Origin of the sequence: Nannocystis sp., from assembly GCF_016714285.1 — a bacterium.
In the GTDB taxonomy this organism is placed as follows: domain Bacteria; phylum Myxococcota_A; class Polyangia; order Nannocystales; family Nannocystaceae; genus Nannocystis.
In genome coordinates this window covers 24,219-43,056 of sequence record NZ_JADJNN010000013.1, presented here as the reverse complement: position 1 = coordinate 43,056, position 18,838 = coordinate 24,219, and the positions used below count along the sequence as shown (strand labels likewise).

The 18,838-nt window shown below is 70.4% G+C and carries 17 protein-coding genes; 6 read left to right on the top strand and 11 right to left on the bottom strand.

Annotated elements, in window-relative coordinates:
• Positions 1 to 172: 172 nt before the first annotated feature.
• Positions 173 to 685 (top strand): hypothetical protein, encoded by a 513-nt coding sequence (locus tag IPJ59_RS22320; protein ID WP_293247943.1) that lies wholly within the window; start codon positions 173 to 175, stop codon positions 683 to 685.
• 86 nt (positions 686 to 771) lie between these two features.
• Here IPJ59_RS22320 and IPJ59_RS22315 read toward each other — a convergent pair whose 3' ends face one another.
• The 3 genes from IPJ59_RS22315 to IPJ59_RS22305 form a co-directional block, all read right to left on the bottom strand.
• Entirely contained in the window at positions 772 to 2,085 is a 1,314-nt protein-coding gene (locus IPJ59_RS22315; protein ID WP_293273221.1) for a TldD/PmbA family protein, read from the bottom strand.
• Complete coding sequence (locus IPJ59_RS22310) at positions 2,078 to 3,634, bottom strand: TldD/PmbA family protein (RefSeq protein ID WP_293273220.1); 1,557 nt, start codon at positions 3,632 to 3,634, stop codon at positions 2,078 to 2,080. Before IPJ59_RS22310 ends, IPJ59_RS22315 begins: the two co-directional genes overlap by 8 nt.
• 81 nt (positions 3,635 to 3,715) lie before the next feature.
• The gene (locus IPJ59_RS22305; RefSeq protein WP_293247950.1) at positions 3,716 to 5,425 is read right to left on the bottom strand and encodes a DNA polymerase; all 1,710 of its coding nucleotides are present in this window, start codon (positions 5,423 to 5,425) and stop codon (positions 3,716 to 3,718) included.
• A gap of 234 nt (positions 5,426 to 5,659) precedes the next feature.
• Here IPJ59_RS22305 and IPJ59_RS22300 point away from each other — a divergent pair, with 234 nt between their 5' ends.
• Entirely contained in the window at positions 5,660 to 7,039 is a 1,380-nt protein-coding gene (locus IPJ59_RS22300; protein WP_293273219.1) for a KamA family radical SAM protein, read from the top strand.
• 97 nt (positions 7,040 to 7,136) lie between these two features.
• On the opposite strand, the gene IPJ59_RS22295 is transcribed toward IPJ59_RS22300, so the two are convergent.
• From IPJ59_RS22295 to IPJ59_RS22280, 4 genes are all read right to left on the bottom strand, one after another.
• Positions 7,137 to 7,349, bottom strand: coding sequence for a hypothetical protein (locus IPJ59_RS22295; RefSeq protein ID WP_293247954.1), 213 nt, complete (start codon positions 7,347 to 7,349; stop codon positions 7,137 to 7,139).
• A 539-nt stretch (positions 7,350 to 7,888) separates the two neighbouring features.
• Complete coding sequence (locus IPJ59_RS22290; RefSeq protein ID WP_293247956.1) at positions 7,889 to 8,272, bottom strand: TerB family tellurite resistance protein; 384 nt, start codon at positions 8,270 to 8,272, stop codon at positions 7,889 to 7,891.
• Between the two features lie 68 nt (positions 8,273 to 8,340).
• On the bottom strand, positions 8,341 to 8,961 hold the full coding sequence (locus tag IPJ59_RS22285; protein WP_293247958.1) for a PH domain-containing protein: 621 nt from the start codon (positions 8,959 to 8,961) through the stop codon (positions 8,341 to 8,343).
• A 166-nt stretch (positions 8,962 to 9,127) separates the two neighbouring features.
• The gene (locus tag IPJ59_RS22280; RefSeq protein ID WP_293247960.1) at positions 9,128 to 9,670 is read right to left on the bottom strand and encodes a C-GCAxxG-C-C family protein; all 543 of its coding nucleotides are present in this window, start codon (positions 9,668 to 9,670) and stop codon (positions 9,128 to 9,130) included.
• A 53-nt stretch (positions 9,671 to 9,723) separates the two neighbouring features.
• Here IPJ59_RS22280 and IPJ59_RS22275 point away from each other — a divergent pair, with 53 nt between their 5' ends.
• Together IPJ59_RS22275 and IPJ59_RS22270 are read left to right on the top strand one after the other, a co-directional pair.
• The gene (locus tag IPJ59_RS22275) at positions 9,724 to 10,923 is read left to right on the top strand and encodes a M20 metallopeptidase family protein (RefSeq protein WP_293273218.1); all 1,200 of its coding nucleotides are present in this window, start codon (positions 9,724 to 9,726) and stop codon (positions 10,921 to 10,923) included.
• A 444-nt stretch (positions 10,924 to 11,367) separates the two neighbouring features.
• Positions 11,368 to 12,720, top strand: a complete 1,353-nt coding sequence (locus tag IPJ59_RS22270) for a tetratricopeptide repeat protein (RefSeq protein WP_293273217.1) — start codon at positions 11,368 to 11,370, stop codon at positions 12,718 to 12,720.
• Between the two features lie 192 nt (positions 12,721 to 12,912).
• On the opposite strand, the gene IPJ59_RS22265 is transcribed toward IPJ59_RS22270, so the two are convergent.
• Both IPJ59_RS22265 and IPJ59_RS22260 read right to left on the bottom strand, forming a co-directional pair.
• Positions 12,913 to 13,080: a hypothetical protein gene (locus IPJ59_RS22265; protein WP_293273216.1), complete on the bottom strand. Its 168-nt coding sequence runs from the start codon at positions 13,078 to 13,080 to the stop codon at positions 12,913 to 12,915.
• A gap of 147 nt (positions 13,081 to 13,227) precedes the next feature.
• A complete protein-coding gene (locus IPJ59_RS22260) occupies positions 13,228 to 13,359 on the bottom strand; it encodes a hypothetical protein (RefSeq protein ID WP_293273215.1) in 132 nt (43 codons plus the stop codon).
• Positions 13,360 to 13,386: 27 nt separating this feature from the next.
• On the opposite strand from IPJ59_RS22260, the gene IPJ59_RS22255 reads away from it, so the two are divergent.
• Both IPJ59_RS22255 and IPJ59_RS22250 read left to right on the top strand, forming a co-directional pair.
• Entirely contained in the window at positions 13,387 to 14,700 is a 1,314-nt protein-coding gene (locus IPJ59_RS22255) for a DUF2330 domain-containing protein (RefSeq protein ID WP_293273214.1), read from the top strand.
• A gap of 160 nt (positions 14,701 to 14,860) precedes the next feature.
• Entirely contained in the window at positions 14,861 to 16,669 is a 1,809-nt protein-coding gene (locus tag IPJ59_RS22250; RefSeq protein WP_293273213.1) for a DUF2330 domain-containing protein, read from the top strand.
• Positions 16,670 to 16,710: 41 nt separating this feature from the next.
• Here IPJ59_RS22250 and IPJ59_RS22245 read toward each other — a convergent pair whose 3' ends face one another.
• Together IPJ59_RS22245 and IPJ59_RS22240 are read right to left on the bottom strand one after the other, a co-directional pair.
• Positions 16,711 to 17,502 carry a hypothetical protein gene (locus IPJ59_RS22245; RefSeq protein WP_293247971.1) on the bottom strand — a complete coding sequence of 264 codons (792 nt, stop codon included), beginning with the start codon at positions 17,500 to 17,502 and terminating at the stop codon, positions 16,711 to 16,713.
• Positions 17,503 to 17,518: 16 nt separating this feature from the next.
• Complete coding sequence (locus IPJ59_RS22240; RefSeq protein WP_293273212.1) at positions 17,519 to 18,838, bottom strand: hypothetical protein; 1,320 nt, start codon at positions 18,836 to 18,838, stop codon at positions 17,519 to 17,521.

Below are 18,838 nucleotides of genomic sequence, written 5' to 3'. Positions count from 1 at the left end.
GCGCGGGCGTTCGGTTGACCCCGAGGGGCTTGTGGGGCGGATACGGTCTTGACGGGGGGGCGGCGAGCGTGGATCCTCGCCCGGCTTCGCGCACTGGCGCGTTCGCGCACTCTCACTCACCAAGCACGCACGCGCCGCGCACACGATCGCGCGCGACCACGAAGGAACCCACATGAAGATTCTCCTCGCTCTCCCCCTGATGCTGACCCTCGCTGCTTGCGGTGGCGCGACCAAGGGCGACGCCAAGAAGACCGACGCGAAGGCGGGCGACGCCAAGGCGGCGGACGCCGCCAAGGCGGCCGGCCCGCTCGACCTGCCGAAGCTGGGGCTCAAGGCCGACGCCGTCCCCGATGCCACCGTCGGCGAGATGATCCCCAAGGGCGACGGTCACATGATCCAGGGCCCCGGCCTGGTGGTCACGGCCCAGATCGCCTCGGACTCGCGCCCGAAGACGGTCGAGGACGCCAAGAAGGAGGCGGACATGTACACGCCGAAGAACCTCAAGGAGGAGAAGCTGGCCGACGGCTGGGCCATCACCTTCGACAACGAGGGCGGCATGGGCAAGAACTACTTCGTCAACGTCCGCCGCGAGATCGACGGCAAGTCGATCTGGTGCGAGACGACCGCGTCGCAGGAGGCGCAGCAGACCAACGCGCTCAACTTCTGCAAGAGCCTGAAGAAGTAGGCGTCGTCGCGGCCCCTCGGGGCACGAAGCAGGGCCTGGCCGCGTTTGCGGTCAGGCCCTCGTTGTTTTTGGACCTGTCCCTCGGGTCAGGCGCCGCTGAACTGGACGTCGGAGAACACCAGGGTCGGGGCGCGCAGGCTGGAGTACGGGTAGGGGTCGTTGCCGACGGCGCTCAGGCTGCGGTAGAGCGCGGGCAGGTTGCCGGTGACGTTCATCTCGCCGATCGGCGCGCCGATCTTGCCGTTCTCGATGAGGTGGCCGCGTAGGCCGAGCGAGAAGTCGCCGGTGGTGCTGTCGGAGTTGCCGCCGAGCCAGGAGGTGACGTAGATGCCGCTGCCGGCCTGGGCGAGCAGGGCGGCGAGGTCGTGCTCGCCGAGGGCGACGACGCGGTTGGAGGCGGAGCCGGTGGTCGGGGCCATGCCGAGCTTGCGGCCGTAGTAGGTGTCGACGTAGAGGTTCTTGACGACGCCGCGCTCGAGCACGGGCATGCGTTTGGCGGAGATTCCCTCGCCGTCGAAGTGGCGCGAGGCGAGGCCGCGGGGGATCAGCGGATCGTCGGTGATCGTGAGCTTGTCGCCGAACAGCGGCTGGCCGAGCTTGCCGGCCCAGTACGAGCGGCCCTGCTGGATCGCGGCGGCGCTGGCGGGGCCGAGGGCGCGGGAGATCAGCGAGACGGCGGCCTCGGGGTCGACGACCATGGTGGCGCGCAGGGTCGGGCCCTTCTTGCTGCCGAGGCGCTCGAGGGCGCGGCCGAGGGCCTTGTCGGCGATCTTGCCGGGCTCGGGCAGGCCGGCGAGGAAGCGACCGACGGCGGAGGCGGAGCCCTCGGGGCGCTTGTCCTCGCCCTCGCGCACGGTGACGTTGGCGGAGTAGCCGACGTAGGCGCCGTCCCAGGTGCCAGAGAAGCCGTTGGAGCTGGCGGAGGCGCCCTGCGACTCGCCGCTGAACAGGCTGCTCTCGGCCGAGATGACGCGCTTGTCGGCGTGGGCGCGGGTGTCCATCTCGGCGCACCAGGCCTCGCGTTGCTCGCGGGTGATGCGGGCGACGGCGGGGTCGTTGCGCTCGAGGTCGGTGGTGGGGCGATCCTTGAAGAGGGCGGGGTCGGGGATCTTGCGGTGGGGGTCGGGCTGGAGGGCGCGGGTGAGGGCGACGGCCTCGGCGATGAAGGCCTGGAGGCGGTCGGGGCGGAGGTCGGTGGTGCTGTGGGTGGAGTAGCGGTCGTCGACGTAGAGGCTGATGCCGAGGCCGCGGGAGGTGCTCTCCTCGACCTTCTCGATCTTGCCGTCGCGGAAGGTGTAGCTGACCGATCGGTCGCGCGAGAGCGAGGCCCAGGCGTCCTGGGCACCGGCCTTGCGGGCCATCTCGACGGCTGCGGTGGCGCTGTGGAGGAGCTCAGACATTTTCGCCTCCGACGGTCATCTTGGAGACGAGGGTGGTGGGCATGCCCTGCGAGACGGGGACGGACTGGCCGTCCTTGCCGCAGGTCCAGCCGCCGAAGTCGAGCTTGGTGTCGTTGGCGACCATGGTGACGTTGCGCAGCGCCTCGGGGCCGTTGCCGATGATGTTGATGTCCTTGATCGGGGCGGTGATCTTGCCGTCCTCGATGAGCCAGCCGTTCTTGATGTAGAAGGTGAAGTCGCCGGCGCCGATCTGGACCTGACCGTTGGTGAAGGTCTCGGCGATGATGCCCTTCTTGACCGAGGCGATGATCTCGTCGCGGGTGTGCGGGCCGTTCTCCATGTATGTGCTGCGCATGCGCGGCAGGGGGGCGTGGCGGAATGACTCGCGCCGGCCCGAGCCGGTGCCGCGGTGCTTGTAGTGGCGGGCGCTGATGCTGTCGTGCAGGTAGGAGGCCATGACGCCGTGGTCGACGAGGATGGTCTTTTCGGTGGGGTTGCCCTCGTCGTCGATGTTGAGGGCGCCGCGTTCGCCGGGCTGGGTGGCGTCGTCGACGATGGTGACGAAGTCGGGGGCGACTTTTTTGCCGATCATGCTGGCGTAGATGCTGGTGCCCTTGCGGTTGAAGTCGGCCTCCATGCCGTGGCCGATGGCCTCGTGCAGGAGGATGCCGGAGGCGCCGGCGGCCAGGACGACGGGCAGCTCGCCGGCGGGCGGACGCTTGGCCTCGAACAGGATCATGGTGCGCTTGACGGCCTCGGCGGCGACGAACTGGAGGCGCTCGTCGGTGTACCAGTCGAAGCCCTGGCGGGCGGCGAGGTTGGCCGAGTTGGCCTGGGTGACGCCGTTCTTCTTGGCGGTGACCATGCACCACAGGCGGGTCATCGGCCGCAGGTCGGTGTGGATCTTGCCGTGCATGTCGACGATCAGGACGGCCTCCTCGCCGTCGGCCCAGCTGACGGTGACCTTCTCGACGGCGGGGTCGGCCGCGCGGGCGAGGGCGTTGAGCCTGGCGATGCGCGGGAGCTTCTGGGTGACGCCGACCTCGGCCCACGGCTGGGTGAGCGGGTAGTAGCTGGCGGCCTGGCCGTGGCTGTAGGCGACGGGCGGGACGACCTTGCCGCCGTGGGCGATGCTGGCGGCGGTGCGGGCCGCGGCGAGCATGGCGGCGAGCGAGAGGTCCTCGGTGAAGGCGTAGCCGGTCTGGTCGCCGACGACGACGCGGAGGCCGACGCCCTGGTCGACCGAGGAGGAGGCGCGGCTGATGATGCCGTCCTCCATGGTGATGCTGTTGTCGCGGCTGTGCTGGAAGTAGAGGTCGGCCGCGTCGGCGCCGCGGGCGGTGAGCTCGGCCATCACGCGGGCGATGGTGGGCTCGTCGACCGAGAAGAAGCCGAGGTGATCGGAGAGGGAGGAGTGTTCGCCTGGGATCATCGGAATTCCGGGGGCGGCGGTGCGACGGCAACCCGTCAGACCGGAGGCGCCGAGCAGGACGGCGCCAGTGGCCGTGCCGCGGACGAAGCCGCGGCGGGTGGTGAGGAGGGGCTGCATGGTTGTAAGGCTCCCGGGATCGAGGATCTGCGCTCGGAGGGCCGAGTCGACGCTTGGAGCACAGCGATCAGCCGTGAGGTTTCACTTGTCGGACCAGCTGCTGGCGATCAGGGCCTCGGCGACGATCGGGACGTCGGGCACGACGGTGGCCATCGCGGCCTCCATGGTGCGCTGAACCAGCTCGCGGGCGGCCTCGGCGGCGGCCTCGGGGACCTCGGCGAGGTACTCGTCGTGGACACACAGGACGCCGCGGCCGCCGATCGCGGCGAGGGCGACGTGGAGGTCGATCATGGCCCGCTTGAAGCCCTCGGCGGCGGTGCCCTGGACGGGGATGTTGAGCGCGGCGTTGAAGCTGAAGTGGCCGGCGGGGAAGCGCTTGCGCCGGCCGAGGGCGGTGTGGACGGTGATGTCCTCGCGCTGGCTGCGGTGCTCGAGCGCGCCGATCCGGCGGTGCCAGGCGGCGATGCCGGGGAAGGTGGCGAAGAAGGCGTCGCGGGCGGCCTGGGCGGCCTGGGCGTCGAGCTCGAGGCCGTAGCTGCCGAGGGCGTACTCCTGGAAGCGACGGGCGCCCATGCCGAAGAGGAAGCCGAAGTTGACGGCCTTGGCGAGCTTGCGCTCGTGGCTCGAGATGGCGGACTCGGGCTTGCCGGCGAGGGTGGCCGCGGTGGCGCGGTGGGGGTCGCGGCCGTCGCGGAAGACCTGACGCATGGCGGAGCAGGGGGCGAGCTGGGCGGCGACGCGGAGCTCGATCTGGGCGTAGTCGGCGATGATGAGGCGGTTGCCGGGGGCCGGGATGAAGCAGGCGCGCAGGCCGGGTGCGGTGTGCTCGGCGGGGACTTGCTGGAGGTTCGGGCGGGTGCAGGCGAAGCGGCCGGAGTCGGTGGCGAGCGGGTGCAGGTGCGGGCGCATGCGGCCGTCGTCGTCGACGAAGTCGACGGGCCAGCGGGTGTAGTTCGAGATCAATTTGTCGAGCTGGGCGAGGCGCTCGGGGGTGGGCGCGGTGGTGTCCTTCTCGTGCTGCCAGCTGGCGGCGATGCGCTGGAAGCCGGGGACGTCGAGGCCGACGCCGGCGGCCTCCATGGCGAGGACGCTGGGGAGGAGGCGGCACTCGAGCTCGTAGACGCGGGACAGGCCGCGCTCGCGGAGGGCGGGGGTGAGGGCGCGCAGGAGCGGGACCAGGGCGGCGGCGGCGGCGGCGGCGACGGGATAGCGGGCGATCGCGGGGCTGACCTGACCCTGCTGGACCTGGCCGGGGAGGCCGTGATGGAGCTGCTCGGCGACCAGGGTTGCGAGCTCGCTGGCGTCATGGCGGAGGCTGGCGCCCTCGGCGAGCAGGGTGGCGGCGGTGAGAGTGCAGCCGTAGCGGGGCGGGCTGATGCCGAGCGAGGCGAGGGCGGCGAGGCTGAAGTGGGCGTCGTGGAAGACGACGTAGGGGGGGGTGCTGGCGGCGCCGGTGAGGAGGTCTTGGAGCGGGCGCAGGTCGGCGAGGCAGGCGAGGTGGAGGATGAAGACGCGGCCCTCGCCGGCGAGGGCGAGCAGCTCGGTGCGCAGCTTGCGGGGGTCGTGGGCGGCTTCGCGGGGCAGGTCGGGGTGGGGCGCGGCGAGCAGGACGACGAGGCCGAGGGTGGCGGGGTGCTGGGCGGCGAGCTCGGCGAGGGCGCGGGCGAGGGCGAGGTCGTCGCGCAGGTGCTCGGTGGGCGCGGTGGGCCAGGGCGTGAGGGCGGGCGCGGACGGTGCGGGTGGGCGCGGGTCGGCGGGCGCGGGTCGGCGCGGTGGGCCTTGCGGGGGCACGGGGCGGGCAGTGTAGCGCGGCGGGCGAGGGTGCCGACGAAGGTGGGCGACGCGCGATCAACGAGGCCCAGGGCGACGGCGCCTGCCGGGACGAGGGTGCCGATCGTCAGGGCGACGCGGCGAGGGGCCGGCCGGGGCGTGAGGGGTAACACGCGCGTGCGCGCCGGGGTCGGGATTGCTGTGAAGTTCACGCCTGTGCTGTTGCGGACGGGGTTTCGACCGCATCATCCGGCCATGGAAAAGGTGCACATCCTCGGACGTGACGATCACTTGCGGAAGGCGCCGGTCGACCCGGCGACGCTGGTGCACCGGCAGCTGCTGGGCGGGGACTTCTGGCGGAAGATCCCGGCGTATCGGGATGTCGACGAGGCGACCTTCCTCGATCACAAGTGGCAGAGCAAGCACACGATCACGCGGCCCGACAAGCTGCTCGATGTGGTCCAGGAGCTGGTGACGCCGGGCTTCATCAGCGACGCGCGCGAGGGATTTCATCGGGCGCCGATGGCCGTGCGGGTCTCGCCGTACCTGCTGAGTTTGATCGACTGGTCGCGGCCCTACGAAGATCCGCTGCGGCGGCAGTTCATCACGCTGGGTTCGCTGCTGCGGCCCGACCATCCCAAGCTCGACCTGGACTCGTTGCATGAGCAGGCCGACGCGCCGGTGCCGGGGCTGACGCACCGTTACCCGGACAAGGCGCTGTTCCTCGCGCTCGACACCTGCCCGGTGTACTGCCGGTTCTGCACGCGCAGCTACGCGGTCGGCACCGACACGGACCAGGTGGAGAAGGTGCACATGAGCCCGACGATGGACCGCTGGGAGCGGGCCTTCGCGTACATCGCGTCGCGGCCGGAGCTCGAGGACATCGTCATCAGCGGGGGCGACTCGTACAACCTGCGGGCGGAGCACATCACGTTGATCGGCAACCGCCTGCTCGACATGCCGAACGTCCGGCGCATGCGCTTCGCGACCAAGGGTCCGGCCGTCATGCCGCAGAAGATCCTCACGGACGACGCGTGGTTCTCGGCGCTGGTCGGCGTCGTCGAGCGCGGGCGGACGATGGCCAAGGAGGTCGTGTTGCACACGCACTTCAACCATCCGACCGAGCTCACCGAGATCACCAAGCGGGCGATGGATCGGCTGTTCTCGGCCGGGGTGACGGTGCGCAACCAGTCGGTGCTGCAGCGCGGCGTCAACGACGATCCGGAGACCATGCGCATGCTCATCAAGCGGATGAGCTACCTGAACGTGCACGCCTACTACGTGTACGTGCACGACCTGGTCAAGGGGGTCGAGGATCTGCGGACCACCGTGGGCACCGCGATCGAGCTCGAGAAGCAGGTGCGCGGGCTGACGGCGGGCTTCAACACGCCGACCTTCGTGGTCGACGCGCCGGGCGGAGGCGGCAAGCGGGACGTGCACTCGTTCGAGCACTACAACCCGGTGACGGGGGTCAGCGTGTATCGCAGCCCCAATGTCAATCCAGAGGCGTTCTACTGCTACTTTGACCCGATCGAGCTGTTGCCGGAGGAGGGTCAGCGGCGCTGGGCCGAGCCAGCGCAGCATGATGTGATGCTCACGGAGGCGATCGCGGCGGCGCGGGCCCGGGTGCGTTGATCGCAGGTTCCTGCGAGGGGTGCGCAGTTGACGCTGGAGCGAGCCCAGGGGCGAGCGGGGCAGGAGCCGTGGGGATGCGGCGCCTGCCCCGTGGCCCTCAGAGCTCGTTCTTCTCGGCGAAGAGGCGGGTGCGCAGGCCAGCCTTCATGTGATGGGTCTGGGCGCTGTTGAGGTGATTGGCGTGGCGGTGGAAGAGCTGGCGGAAGGGGTCGCCATCACGGGGGGTATCGGCTTCGTGGTCGGCCAGACCGGTCGGATCAGTTGTCTCGGAGGGGGATCCGGACCGCGATAGGGGAGCGTGGACGATCATGGGGCGGCCTTTCAGGATGGGGAGATGCCTCAGGCTGTTGCGGGTAGTGTCTCGAGACCGGCAACGGATCACGAAAATTTTCGTGGCATCGTGTGAGCCTGCGAATCCGCGAGTGGAGAGCTGCGCGAACGCGGACAGGCGATCTGAGGGCCTGTGCAGGGGTAGACCCGGTGGTTACGGGCTGTCCTTTTGGCCAGGTAGGTCCGATCGAGGTCCGATCGGCAGGTCGTGCCGCCGGAACGGCTCGACGACGACGACGACCCCAGGCTGGCGGGTGAGCGGCCTCTCGGGCGTCACTTCACGGTGCTGTGTCGGCTTTTCGTCGGCAAGACGAACGACATCGATGACATGACTCGACAGGCCCTCCTGGCGTCGGGCCTTCGTCGGGGACGGGTGGGCCCCGGTTTCCCGTCGTTCGGGGACCTCGCTGCGTCGCCGTGGGTGGGCCCTGGCTCGACGTGTCGGAGGTTTCGTTCGGGGACCTCGCTCCGTCGCAGGCGAGGGCGTGGGCGGGCCTCGCGTTGACGCCTGGCGGCGAGTCAGGTTGCGTCGAGGATGGCGGTGAGGCGGGTGATGAACGCCTCCTCTTTCGCGGTGATTTTGCCGTCGGCGCGGGCGAGCTCGATGAGGTTGACGAGCACGGCCTGGCGCTGCTTGTCGCTCATCTCCTTGCGCATGAGGTGGGCGTACTGCTCGGCCTGGGCGAGGCGGGCGTCGTCGTCGGCGATGCTGTTGAGCCAGGCGGCGGACTCGTGGAGGACGCGCTGGATGGCGCCGGCGGGGGCGTCGGGCACCCAGCCTTGCAGCACACGGCTGATGGTGTCGAGCTCCTCACGGGCCAGCTCGCCGTCGGTGACGTGGCTGAAGGTGAGGTAGACGAAGCAGAGGATGTGCAGGGCGGATGGGTTCTCGGGGCGGGACATCGCCGCCGATGATACGCGGATCGCGGGGCGCAGGAGGGTCCGGCGATGGCGCGCGAGTGCGCCCGAGATCAGTGGTGGTGCTCGCCGCCGGTGAAGGCGTCGATCCCATCACCGTGGGCGCCGTGGGTGCCGGGGGCGAGCTCCATCGGGCGGTTGGTGTGGCGGGCGAGTTGGACCGCGTCGCGCAGGCGCTCGAAGAGCTGGCGGTGGTCGGGCATGCCGTAGAGGATGAGCTCCGGGTCCGACTGGTCGGTGCCGACGAGGATGATCTTCGCGTTGTCGAAGATCTGGTCGATGAGGTTGCGCTCGTAGCGGACGTCGAGCACGCGCCACAGCTCGAGGGTGTCGAGGCGGGTGGTCAGCACGCCGCGCTCGGTCTCGACGCGGCGGCGCGTGACCTTGTAGCGGTACTTGATGTGGACCAGGTAGCTCCACAGGAGCATCGGCACGCCGATGAGGCTGAGGACCCACAGCGGGTAGCCGGACAGCGCGGGGATCTGCAGGAGGCCGTAGCCGATCAGGCCGCCGAGGATGCAGACGCCGACCCACATGAGGTACACGCCGATGTTGGCGCTGTGCTTGGCGATGCCCTGGTAGAGCACTTCGTCGGTGACGGGCTGCGGGGTCGAGCCGGCGGGGGGCTGCGCCTGCGGCGGGGCTGCGGGCGCGTCGGCGGGCTGAGTCTGCATGGCGGCAAGGTTGGCACGGGGGGGCGCGTCCTGGCAACCGCGGGGCGGCGGAGCGCGGGCGCTCGCCTGGGGCACCGCGGTGCCGTTCGCCTGGGGCACCGCGGCACCGCGGCGCCGTTCGTCTGGGGTACCGCGGCGCCGTTCGCCGGGGGTATTCGGCTCGAGTTCAGGGCCGGAGCGACCTGTCTGAAGAGACAGCCTCGGGGTCGAAGCGGGTGCCGTCGGCGAGCTGCACGGGGGTCGCGTGGTGGTCGATGCCGTGGGCGCGCAGGACCTCGTCGACGATCTCGGCGACCTGGCCGACGAGGGCGGTGCAGAAGTGGTGGCGGGCGGGGCCGGTGAAGTCGCCGTGGGGGGCGGTGAGGTTGTTGCAGACGAGGTCGGGGCTCAGGCCGCGGGCGAGCTCGGCGGCGATGCGGGCGTCGTACTCGAGCATGGCGGCGCGCAGGTCGGGGGTGACCTTGCCGGTGGGGTCGGGGTCGCCGAGGAACTCGCCGAGGAGGAGCTGGCCGGCGACGACGGCCCCGCAGGTGCCGCGGCCGGTGATGCCGCCGCGGCGCAGGCTCTGATAGGCGGCGGTGGGGCGGTCGAAGGTCTCGGCGAGGGCGATGCCACACGAGCGGTGGGGGGTGCGGGTGCCGTCGTAGAGGACGAGGGCCTTGCTGCGGAGGGGGCCGTGGATGGGGCCACGGAGGGGGCCGCTGGTCATGGGGCGAGTGTGCCACGCTCGCGCTGGCGGGGGACATGGTCTACGGTGCGGGCATGAGTTGGAGCGACCCGCGAGGCGAGATCGAGGCTCTGGTGCCGCAGCTACGCCAGCTGCGGCGGGACATCCACCGCCATCCGGAGCTCGGCTTCGAGGAGACGCGGACGCAGGCGCTGTGCCGCGCGTGGCTCGAGGACCGCGGCTATGCGCCGCGGGTGTGCGCCGAGACGGGGCTGGTCGCGGATCTGCGGCCGGGGGCGCCGGGGCCGGTGATCGCGTTGCGGGCCGATCTCGACTGCTTGCCGATGCACGAGACCACGGACATCGAGCACCGGTCGATCCACGCCGGCAAGGCGCACAAGTGCGGGCACGACGGGCACACGGCGATCTTGCTCGGGGTCGCGGAGCTGCTGGCGCGTCATCGCGAGGCGGTGCCGGGCAACGTGCGTCTGCTGTTTCAGCCGGCTGAGGAGGGCGTGCGTGGCGGCGGGGCGAAGGTGATGCTGGCCGAGGGTGCGCTCGACGGGGTGGCCGAGCTATACGGCCTGCACAATTGGCCAGGCTTCCCCAAAGGACAGGTCCACGTGCGCAGCGGGGCGATGTTGGCGCAGGTGCACGAGCTGACGCTGACGATCACGGGGAAGGGCGGGCACGCGAGTCAACCGCAGCTGTGTCGCGACCCGATCGTCGCGGGGGCGCACCTGGTCGCGGCGCTGCAGACGGTGGTGGCGCGCGGGCTCGGGTATCAGGGCGGTGCGGTGCTGTCGATCACGCAGTTCACGGCCGGGACGACGCACAACGTGATCGCCGAGACGGCGCGGCTGCGGGGGACGGTGCGGACCTTCGACCCGGCGGTGAGCGAGCGGGTGATGGCGCGGCTGCACGAGGTGGACGGGACGGCGGCGACCTTCGGCGTGAAGATCGAGCTCGAGGTCGATGAAGGGTATCCGGTGCTGCTCAACGATCCTCGCTGTGCGGCGGCGGTGGCCCGGGTGGCGGCGGCGCAGCTCGGCGCGGCGCGGGTGAGCGAGCAGGACCTGCCGTGCGCGGGCGGCGAGGACTTCGCTTACTTCGCGCAGGCGGTGCCATCGGCGTACTTCTTCGTCGGGGCGCAGCGGGCCGGCGAGGACACGCCGGTGTGTCACCACCCGGACTTCGACTTCGACGACGACCTGATCCCGACGGGGATGGGGCTGTTCCTCGGCATCGTGCGCGACCGGCTCGGCGAGTTGGCGGGGCGTCGCGGTCCATCGTGAATTCGTGGCGGCGGCGAGATCTGGCAGCCGCCGTTGCGGGGCGCGGCTGCGGTGCCCGGAGACGCTCGGTCTGAACGTCCGCACAGGCGCGCTGCTGCTGCGAGGATCTGGGCTGCGGTGGTGGAGTCACGAGCTCGGGCGCGGGGCGAACCCGAGGGCTCGCGGTGGTGCGTCTGGTGAGCCGCGCGAGCCAACACCGGTCGATCTCCAGCGAGTCACGCAAGGCCAGGGCTAGGGCCACCGGTGTCGCGCTGGGCCGCGTGCTGGTGCGCCTGGCGGGGCGACGCCGCCAGCGTCGCGCCTGCGCACAGGGCCTGTGTGCTCGGGAGCGGCGAGAGTCCGGATGAGGGCGCACACGCGGGCCCGTCTGGCCCCAGGGACTGGCTTCTGCGAGACATTGCCAGCCCGCCCTGGCCGTGCAAAAAAGGCTTCCCCGCCGTCGTCATGTCCTCCCTGCCGCTCGATGCGATCGCCACGCTCCTCGACCAGGGAGCCGCCGACTCGGCGGTCCGACTGCTGCGCAGCTCGTGGGAGCCGGAGCTGCCGCCGGACGACCTGGTCCGCATGTACTGCATGTGGATCCGCGGGCTGTGTGAGACCGACGAGCTGGACAACGCGCTGACGCTGGCCAAGCGGGCCGCGAGCGAGTTCCCGCGGGAGATCGACATTCTCATCGCGCTGGGCAACGTGCACGACCTGTTCGGCGACCTCGAGCAGGCGCGAGCGGCCTTTGAGATGGCGATCGACGTCGAGGCCGGCGGGGCGCTGCAGCACTACAACCTCGGGGCGGTGCTCGAGCGCCTGGGCCGCGAGCCCGAGGCCGAGGTCTGCTACCGCCACGCGAACGAGGCGGACCGGGGCGGCGGGGCGATGTTCGAGGCGACCTCGGCGCTGGGGGCGATGCTGCGGCGGCAGGGGCGGCTCGATGAGGCGGAGCAGGTCTACGACGCGTACCTCGGGTACGACCCGATCCACGTCGAGATCCTGGTCGAGCACGGCATCTGCCTGTCGGACCTCGAGCGCTTCGAGGAGGCGATCGAGCGCTTCAACTTCGCCTTGAGCGTCGAGCCGGAGCACGCGGGGGCGCAGTACAACAAGGCGATCACGCTGTACCGCGTGGGCAAGCACGAGCAGGCCCAGGGGGCGCTCGAGCAGGCGCGGCGGCTCGATCCGGAGAACGCGCTGACGCTGGCGGTGCTCGGCGGGTGGCGCCTGAGCGCGGTCGACTGCGACCTCGACGAGGCGCTGAGCCTGCTGTACGGCGCGCTGGACCTGCTCGAGCGGCGCTACGCGGGCGACGCGGCCAACGCGGGCTATTGCAGCCTGGTGGTCGAGGAGGTGTTCGAGGCGCTGTGGCAGACGGGGCGGCAGGCCGAGGCCCGCGACGTGGCCCGCATCGCGGGCCAACGCGAGTGGATCACGCCGCACATCCTCGACAGCCTCAACGAGGCCGACCACGGGCGCTCGCCGCAGGTCACGATCTTCACGGTGGTGGCCCGCGCCGAGGCCGGCGAGCGGCCCGAGTACTGGCCCGAGAATTCGGACGGCTACACGACTGGACTCACGGTGCTGGCCTGCGATGAGGACGAGGCCCGCGAGTTCTCGCTGGAGTATTTGCGCCGCATCGACCCGTCGCCGACGGTGCGCTTCCACCTCGACGTGGTCCCGCCGAAGCAGCCCGAGAGTCAATCGAACGCTGTTCCGTCGATTTCTATCGACGCGGCTGGGCCGCTGCAGCTGCGGGCCCGGGGCGTGTTTCGCGTCCACGCGCACCGGGCCTACAGCTTTCGCTCCTGAGAGCCTGAGCGCCGCGAGCCTACTGGCGGCCGCCAGTAGGCCGGCGGCCTGCTGGCGGCGGACCGGCGGCGGACGCGAGCGCTCGTGGCCGCAGGACTTGCGAAGCGCAGGTCCTGGTCAGATGGCCCGGGCTGTGGGACTGTGGTGCGCTTCTTTGATTACCGGAGAGATTACGATGCGACGATCGAGCAATCAGTGGATGCGTGCGGTGAGTGGGCTTGCGGTGCTGTCGGCGGCGTGTATGGCGATGACGCCGAACGCGGCGGAGGCGTGCGGCGGGACCTTCTGCGACGGTGGGATCCCCGGGCCGATGCCGGTGGACCAGACCGGTGAGAACGTGATCTTCGTGATCGGTGACACCGAGAGCGAGGTGCACATCCAGATCTCGATCGACCCGGAGACGAACGCGGAGAACTTTGGTTGGCTGGTTCCGCTGACGGCGGTGCCGGAATTCTCGGTGGGTTCGCAGCCGTTGTTCGATGCGATCCGGGCGGCGTCGGTGCCGCTCTATGACATCACGACGACGGTCGAGGACTGCGGCGGCGGGTTCGGCACCTCGGACGGGGGCAGCAACAGCGACAGCGCCAGCGCCAGCGACCCGTCGGGCGCCGGCACGAGTGGGGCCGAGAGCGGCGACACGGCCCGACGGTGCTGCTGGAGGAGGCGGTGGGCGCGTTTCAGGTGGCGGTGCTGCAGGACACCGAGGTGGGGCCGATCAAGACGTGGCTGGAGGACAACGGCTACCTGTGGGACGCGAAGGCGGAGCCGATCCTGATGCAGTACCTGGCGGAGGGGAACGTGATCGCGGCGCTGAAGCTGCGGACGAGCGCGACGGTGGCGGACGTGCACCCGATCACGTTGCGGTATCCGTCGAACGAGACCTGCTTCCCGCTGCGGCTGACGCGGATCGCGGCGGTGGAGGACATGGACATCCGGGTGTTCGTGCTGGCGGACGGGCGGGCGGCGCCGACGAATTATCGGCACGTGCTGGTGAACCCGCTGAAGATCGACTGGCTGAACCGGGCGACCAACTACAAGGAGGTGATCACCAACGCGGTGGATGCCTTCATGGCCGACGGTCGGGCGTTCGTGACGGAGTTCGCGGGCAAGAGCAGCGTGGTGAGCACCGGGGGGATCTACAACCCGAGCTGGGACGAGAACGACTTCATCGGGCTCGACCCGGTGCAGGCGGTGACCGTGTTGAACGCGCAGACCCTGGGGGCCTGCTATGACAGCTTCGACTGCGCGTGGAACCATCCGCTGGTGTACGGGATGCTGCTCGAGTTCCTGCCGCCGCCGAACGGGGTCGATCCGGTGGACTTCTATACGAACCTGAGCACGTACTCGGCCGACATCGACCTCGTGAAGTGGGACATGGGCAACGGCTTCGCGGCGGCGTTGCTGGAGCGGGTGATCGAGCCGGGCATCCACGGCGAGCAGCTGATCCAGACCTGGCCGTACCTGACGCGGATGTACACGACGATCTCGCCGAGCGAGATGATGGAGGACCCGATCTTCCACGTGAACGCGGGCCTGGCGGACGTGGAGGCGCTGCGGACGGCCAAGAACTACATCCTGTGCAACAACGACAGCGTGGTGACCCTGCCGGACGGGCGCGACTTCTACATCCCGGGGGGCGGGCCGTGGCCGGCGATCCCGGGCGAGGAGTGGTGGGCCGAGGAGGTCCAGACGGTGGCGATCAAGGGTGCGCCGATGACGATCGTGAACAACAGCGTGGCGATCGAGACGAAGCGGGTCGAGTGGAACCTGGCGCACGGCTGGCCGCACACGCCCGGTGAGACGGAGAGCGTGCCCACGGAGGGCGGCGGCACGAACAGCGACACCGGGAGCAGCGGCTCGGAGTCCAGCGGGCAGGAGGGCGAGGGCGGCTGCGGTTGTCGCAGCGACGGCACGGGCGGGGCGCTGGGTCTCGGTCTGGCCGGGCTCGGGTTGATGGGGCTGCGTCGGCGTCGGCGCTGAGAGGGGCCAGGTAGCCGGCGTGCTGGATGACCTGGCCCATGGGCCAGGTCGTTTTAATCGACGACAGCGTCGTTCCTGGAGTTCGAGGCGGGCCGACGATCGGTGCTGTTCAGGCGATCGGGGGTGTGGGACCCTGAGGCACGATTGTGGAGATCTTATGATGCGACGAACGAATCGGGTGTGGATGCGTGCGGTGAGCGGGCTGGCGGTGCTGTCGGCGGCGTGTGTGGCGATGACGCCGAGCAGGGCCGAGGCGTGCGGCGGGACGTTTTGTGACGGTGGGATCCCCGGGCCGATGCCGGTGGACCAGACGGGTGAGAACGTGATCTTCGTGATCGGTGACACCGAGAGCGAGGTGCACATCCAGATCTCGATCGACCCGAACACGAACGCGGAGAACTTCGGTTGGCTGGTGCCGCTGACGGCGGTGCCGGAGTTTTCGGTGGGGTCGCAGCCGCTGTTCGACGCGATCCGGGCGGCGTCGGTGCCGCAGTACGACCTCACGACGACCTCCGAGGACTGCGGCGGGCCTCAGACCAGCACTGATGCCCCCACGACCACTGCGTCCCCCAGTGATACCGAAGGTGGGGGGGATAGTGGAGGAGGGACAACCGGCGACGGGCCGACCGTGCTGCTGGAGCAGGGGGTGGGGGCGTTTCAGGTGGCGGTGCTGGCGGACAAGGAGGTCGGGCCGATCAAGATGTGGCTGGAGGACAACGGGTACCTGTGGGACGCGAAGGCGGAGCCGATCCTGATGCAGTACCTGGCGGAGGGGAACGTGATCGCGGCGCTGAAGCTGCGGACGAGCGCGACGGTGGCGGACGTGCACCCGATCACGTTGCGGTATCCGTCGAACGAGACCTGCTTCCCGCTGCGGCTGACGCGGATCGCGGCGGTGGAGAACATGGACATCCGGGTGTTCGTGCTGGCGGAGGGGCGGGCAGCGCCGACGAACTATCGGCACGTGCTGGTGAACCCGCTGAAGATCAATTGGCTGAGCCGGGGGACCAACTACAAGGAGGTGATCACGAACGCAGTGGACGCGTTCATGGCGGACGGCCGGGCGTTCGTGACGGAGTTCGCGGGCAAGAGCAGCGTGGTGAACACGGCTGCGGTGTACAGCCCGAGCTGGGACGAGAGCGACTTCATCGGGCTCGACCCGGTGCAGGCGGTGAGCACACTGAACGCGCAGGGCCTGGGGGCTTGCTTCGCGAACTTCGACTGCGCATGGAACCACCCGGTGGTGTACGGGATGCTGCTCGAGTTCTTGCCGCCGCCGAACGGGGTCGAGCCGGCGGAGTTCTACGCGGACCTGGGCACCTACGCGGCGGACATCGACCTCGTGAAGTGGGACATGGGCAACGGCTTCGCGGCGGCACTGCTGGAGCGGGTGATCGAGCCGGGCATCCACGGTGAGCAGCTGATCCAGACCTGGCCGTACCTGACCCGGATGTACACGACGATCTCGCCGAGCGAGATGATGGAGGACCCGATCTTCCACGTGAATTCTAGCCTCGGGGACGTGGAGGCGCTGCGGACGGCGAAGAACTACAGACTGTGCAACAGCGACAGCGTGGTGACGCTGCCGGACGGGCGCGACTTCTACATCCCGGGGGGCGGGCCGTGGCCGGCGATCCCGGGCGAGGAGTGGTGGGCCGAGGAGGTCCAGACGGTGGCGATCAAGGGTGCGCCGATGACGATCGTGAACAACAGCGTGGCGATCGAGACGAAGCGGGTCGAGTGGAACCTGGCGCACGGCTGGCCGCACACGCCCGGCGACACGGAGAGCGTGCCCACCGAGGGCGGCGGCACGAACAGCGACGCCGGGAGCAGCGGCTCGGACTCGAGCGGGCAGGAGGGCGAGGGCGGCTGCGGTTGTCGCAGCGACGGTAGTGATGGCAGTGGCGGGGCGCTGGGCCTCGGGCTGGCCGGGCTCGGGCTGCTCGGGCTGCGTCGGCGTCGGCGCTGAGTGGGAGCGACCTGGTCTTTGGGCCAGGTCGCCTGTCCCGCTCACATGTTGGCGACGCGGTGGACGAGCCACCAGAGGTTGGCGGCGTGTTGCTCGGGGAGCTCGCGGCGGACGGCGCGGAGGCCGTTGCACAGGGTCTCGATGCTGCGCTCGAGGGCGATGGCCTTGTGCTGCTCGACCTGCACGGCGTAGCCGATCGGCTGCCATGAGGTGCCCCAGGGGATCTGCCAGCACATCAGACGTTCGCCCGGCTTGATCAGCGTGGAGGCGTTGCGGTCGAAGGCGGTGACGGGCTCGTCACGCAGGAGGTCGCGGCCGCGCATGCGGTGCTTGCCGACGTGCACGTCGTCGATGCTCATCACGACCAGGCGGGCCTGCAGGCAGGCGTCGAGGGCGGCGCGCTGGCGGCCCTCGAGCGGGAGGCCAGACTCGGCGAAGAGGTCGACGGGGCGGATGCCCTTGGGGTCGCGGTAGCCGTAGAGGAAGAAGCTGTAGAAGGCGGTGCGGATGCCGGGGTTCTGCTTCTCCTCGTCGGTGGCGGCGCCGTAGTAGCCCTTGGCGACGAGGTTCACGAGCGGGCCGAGGCGACGGTTGGCGAAGGCGGCGAGCATGGTCTCGACGCGTTCGAAGTCGGGGCGCTCGTAGCGGCCGAAGCGGGGCGTGGCCGGGGTGGGTCCCTTGGCGGGGGCGACGGCCTTGACCGGTCTGGCGGTGGCGAGGAGGCGGGCCTCCTCGGTGGAGATCGGGCCGGTGCCGCGTCGCTTGCGGCGGGACGGGGTCTTGTCGTCGGCTCGCTCGTCGGTCTCGTCGGGCTTGTCGGGGGTGTCGGTCATCGGAGCCTCTGGACCTCTAGCTCTTGCACACGCCGTCCTCGCACACGCTGCAATCCTTGTTGCTGCTGCAGTCGGCGCAGCTGTCGTCGCTGCGGGTGCGCGGGACGATGATCGAGGGGCTGATGCCGGGCGCGAGGCGGGCCGGCGCGGCGGCGTTGGAGAAGCAGGGCTCGGCGATCATCGGGTCGTCGCCGGCGGCCCAGGTCTCGATCTGCAGGGTGTAGTCGCGCTGGCCGGGCGTGTCGCTCCACGTCAAGGGGCTGGTGTTGCGCGGGCGGTCGAAGTCGACGCAGAGGCCGTCGATCGGGAAGTCGGCGTCGGCGCCCATCGGCGCGTCGACGAGGGTGACGGTCGCGACCGACTGGCCCGACTCGTCGAGCAGGGTGACGACGGTGGCGCCGAGCAGGAGGACGCCGAGCTCTGGTTCGCAGGGGCGGTTGAGCGGGGCGTCCGGGTAGGGCTGGTACTCGGCGGAGAAGCGCAGGGGCGCGTTGAAGGGGGCGAGGAAGCTGGCGAGGTCGAGGTCGACGGCGATCTCGACGAAGGCGTAGCCGAGCTCGCTGACGGTGAACTTGGCGTCGGCGCCGGTGATCTCGCTGGTGACGGCCGTGCCCTTGCTGTCGAGGCCGGCGACCGACCAGCTGTGCTCGCCCGCGGGCAGGTAGGCGCTGAAGGACTGCAGCAGGGTGGTGCAGGGGATGTTCTGGGCGCCGGCGGTGTCGCCGTCGAGGGTGACGCGCAGCTGGCTGACGCCGAGGCCGGCGCAGGTGGCCGCAGGGTTGTCGCCGAGCAGGGTGGCCTGGAAGGTGAAGATCGTGGCGTTGTTGTCGAGGCTCTCGCGCGGCTGGCCCTGACGGCAGGCGAGGTCGCCGAGGTCGACGCCGCCGTCGCGGTCGTTGTCGATGCCGTCGTCGCACTCGCCGACGCTGACGAGGCGGTGGCTGGTGACGAGCTGGCCCTCGCCGGTGTCGTGGACGGTGACGCGCTGCTTGCTGGGGTACGGGCGCTCGACGTGGCGGCGGGTGAGGGCGATGAGCGTGACGTCGTAGTCGCCGGGGCCGACCTCGGGTCCGCCGACGGCGCCCATGGGCTCGGCGAACTCGTCCGGGAAGCAGGGGTACTCGCGGGTGTCGACGACGTCGTCGGTGCCCTGGGTGGCGGTGATGATGCGGATGTGGCTGATGCCGAGCTCGCTGCACTGGCGCACGGAGAGCAGGTCGTGTTCGGCGTCGGCGGCGTCGCGGCCGACTTGCCAGCGCAGCACGAAGCTCGGGTCCTCGGCGCAAGCCGTGGCGAGCGCGAGCGCGGCGACGGAGGCGAGGTGGAGGCGCGGCAT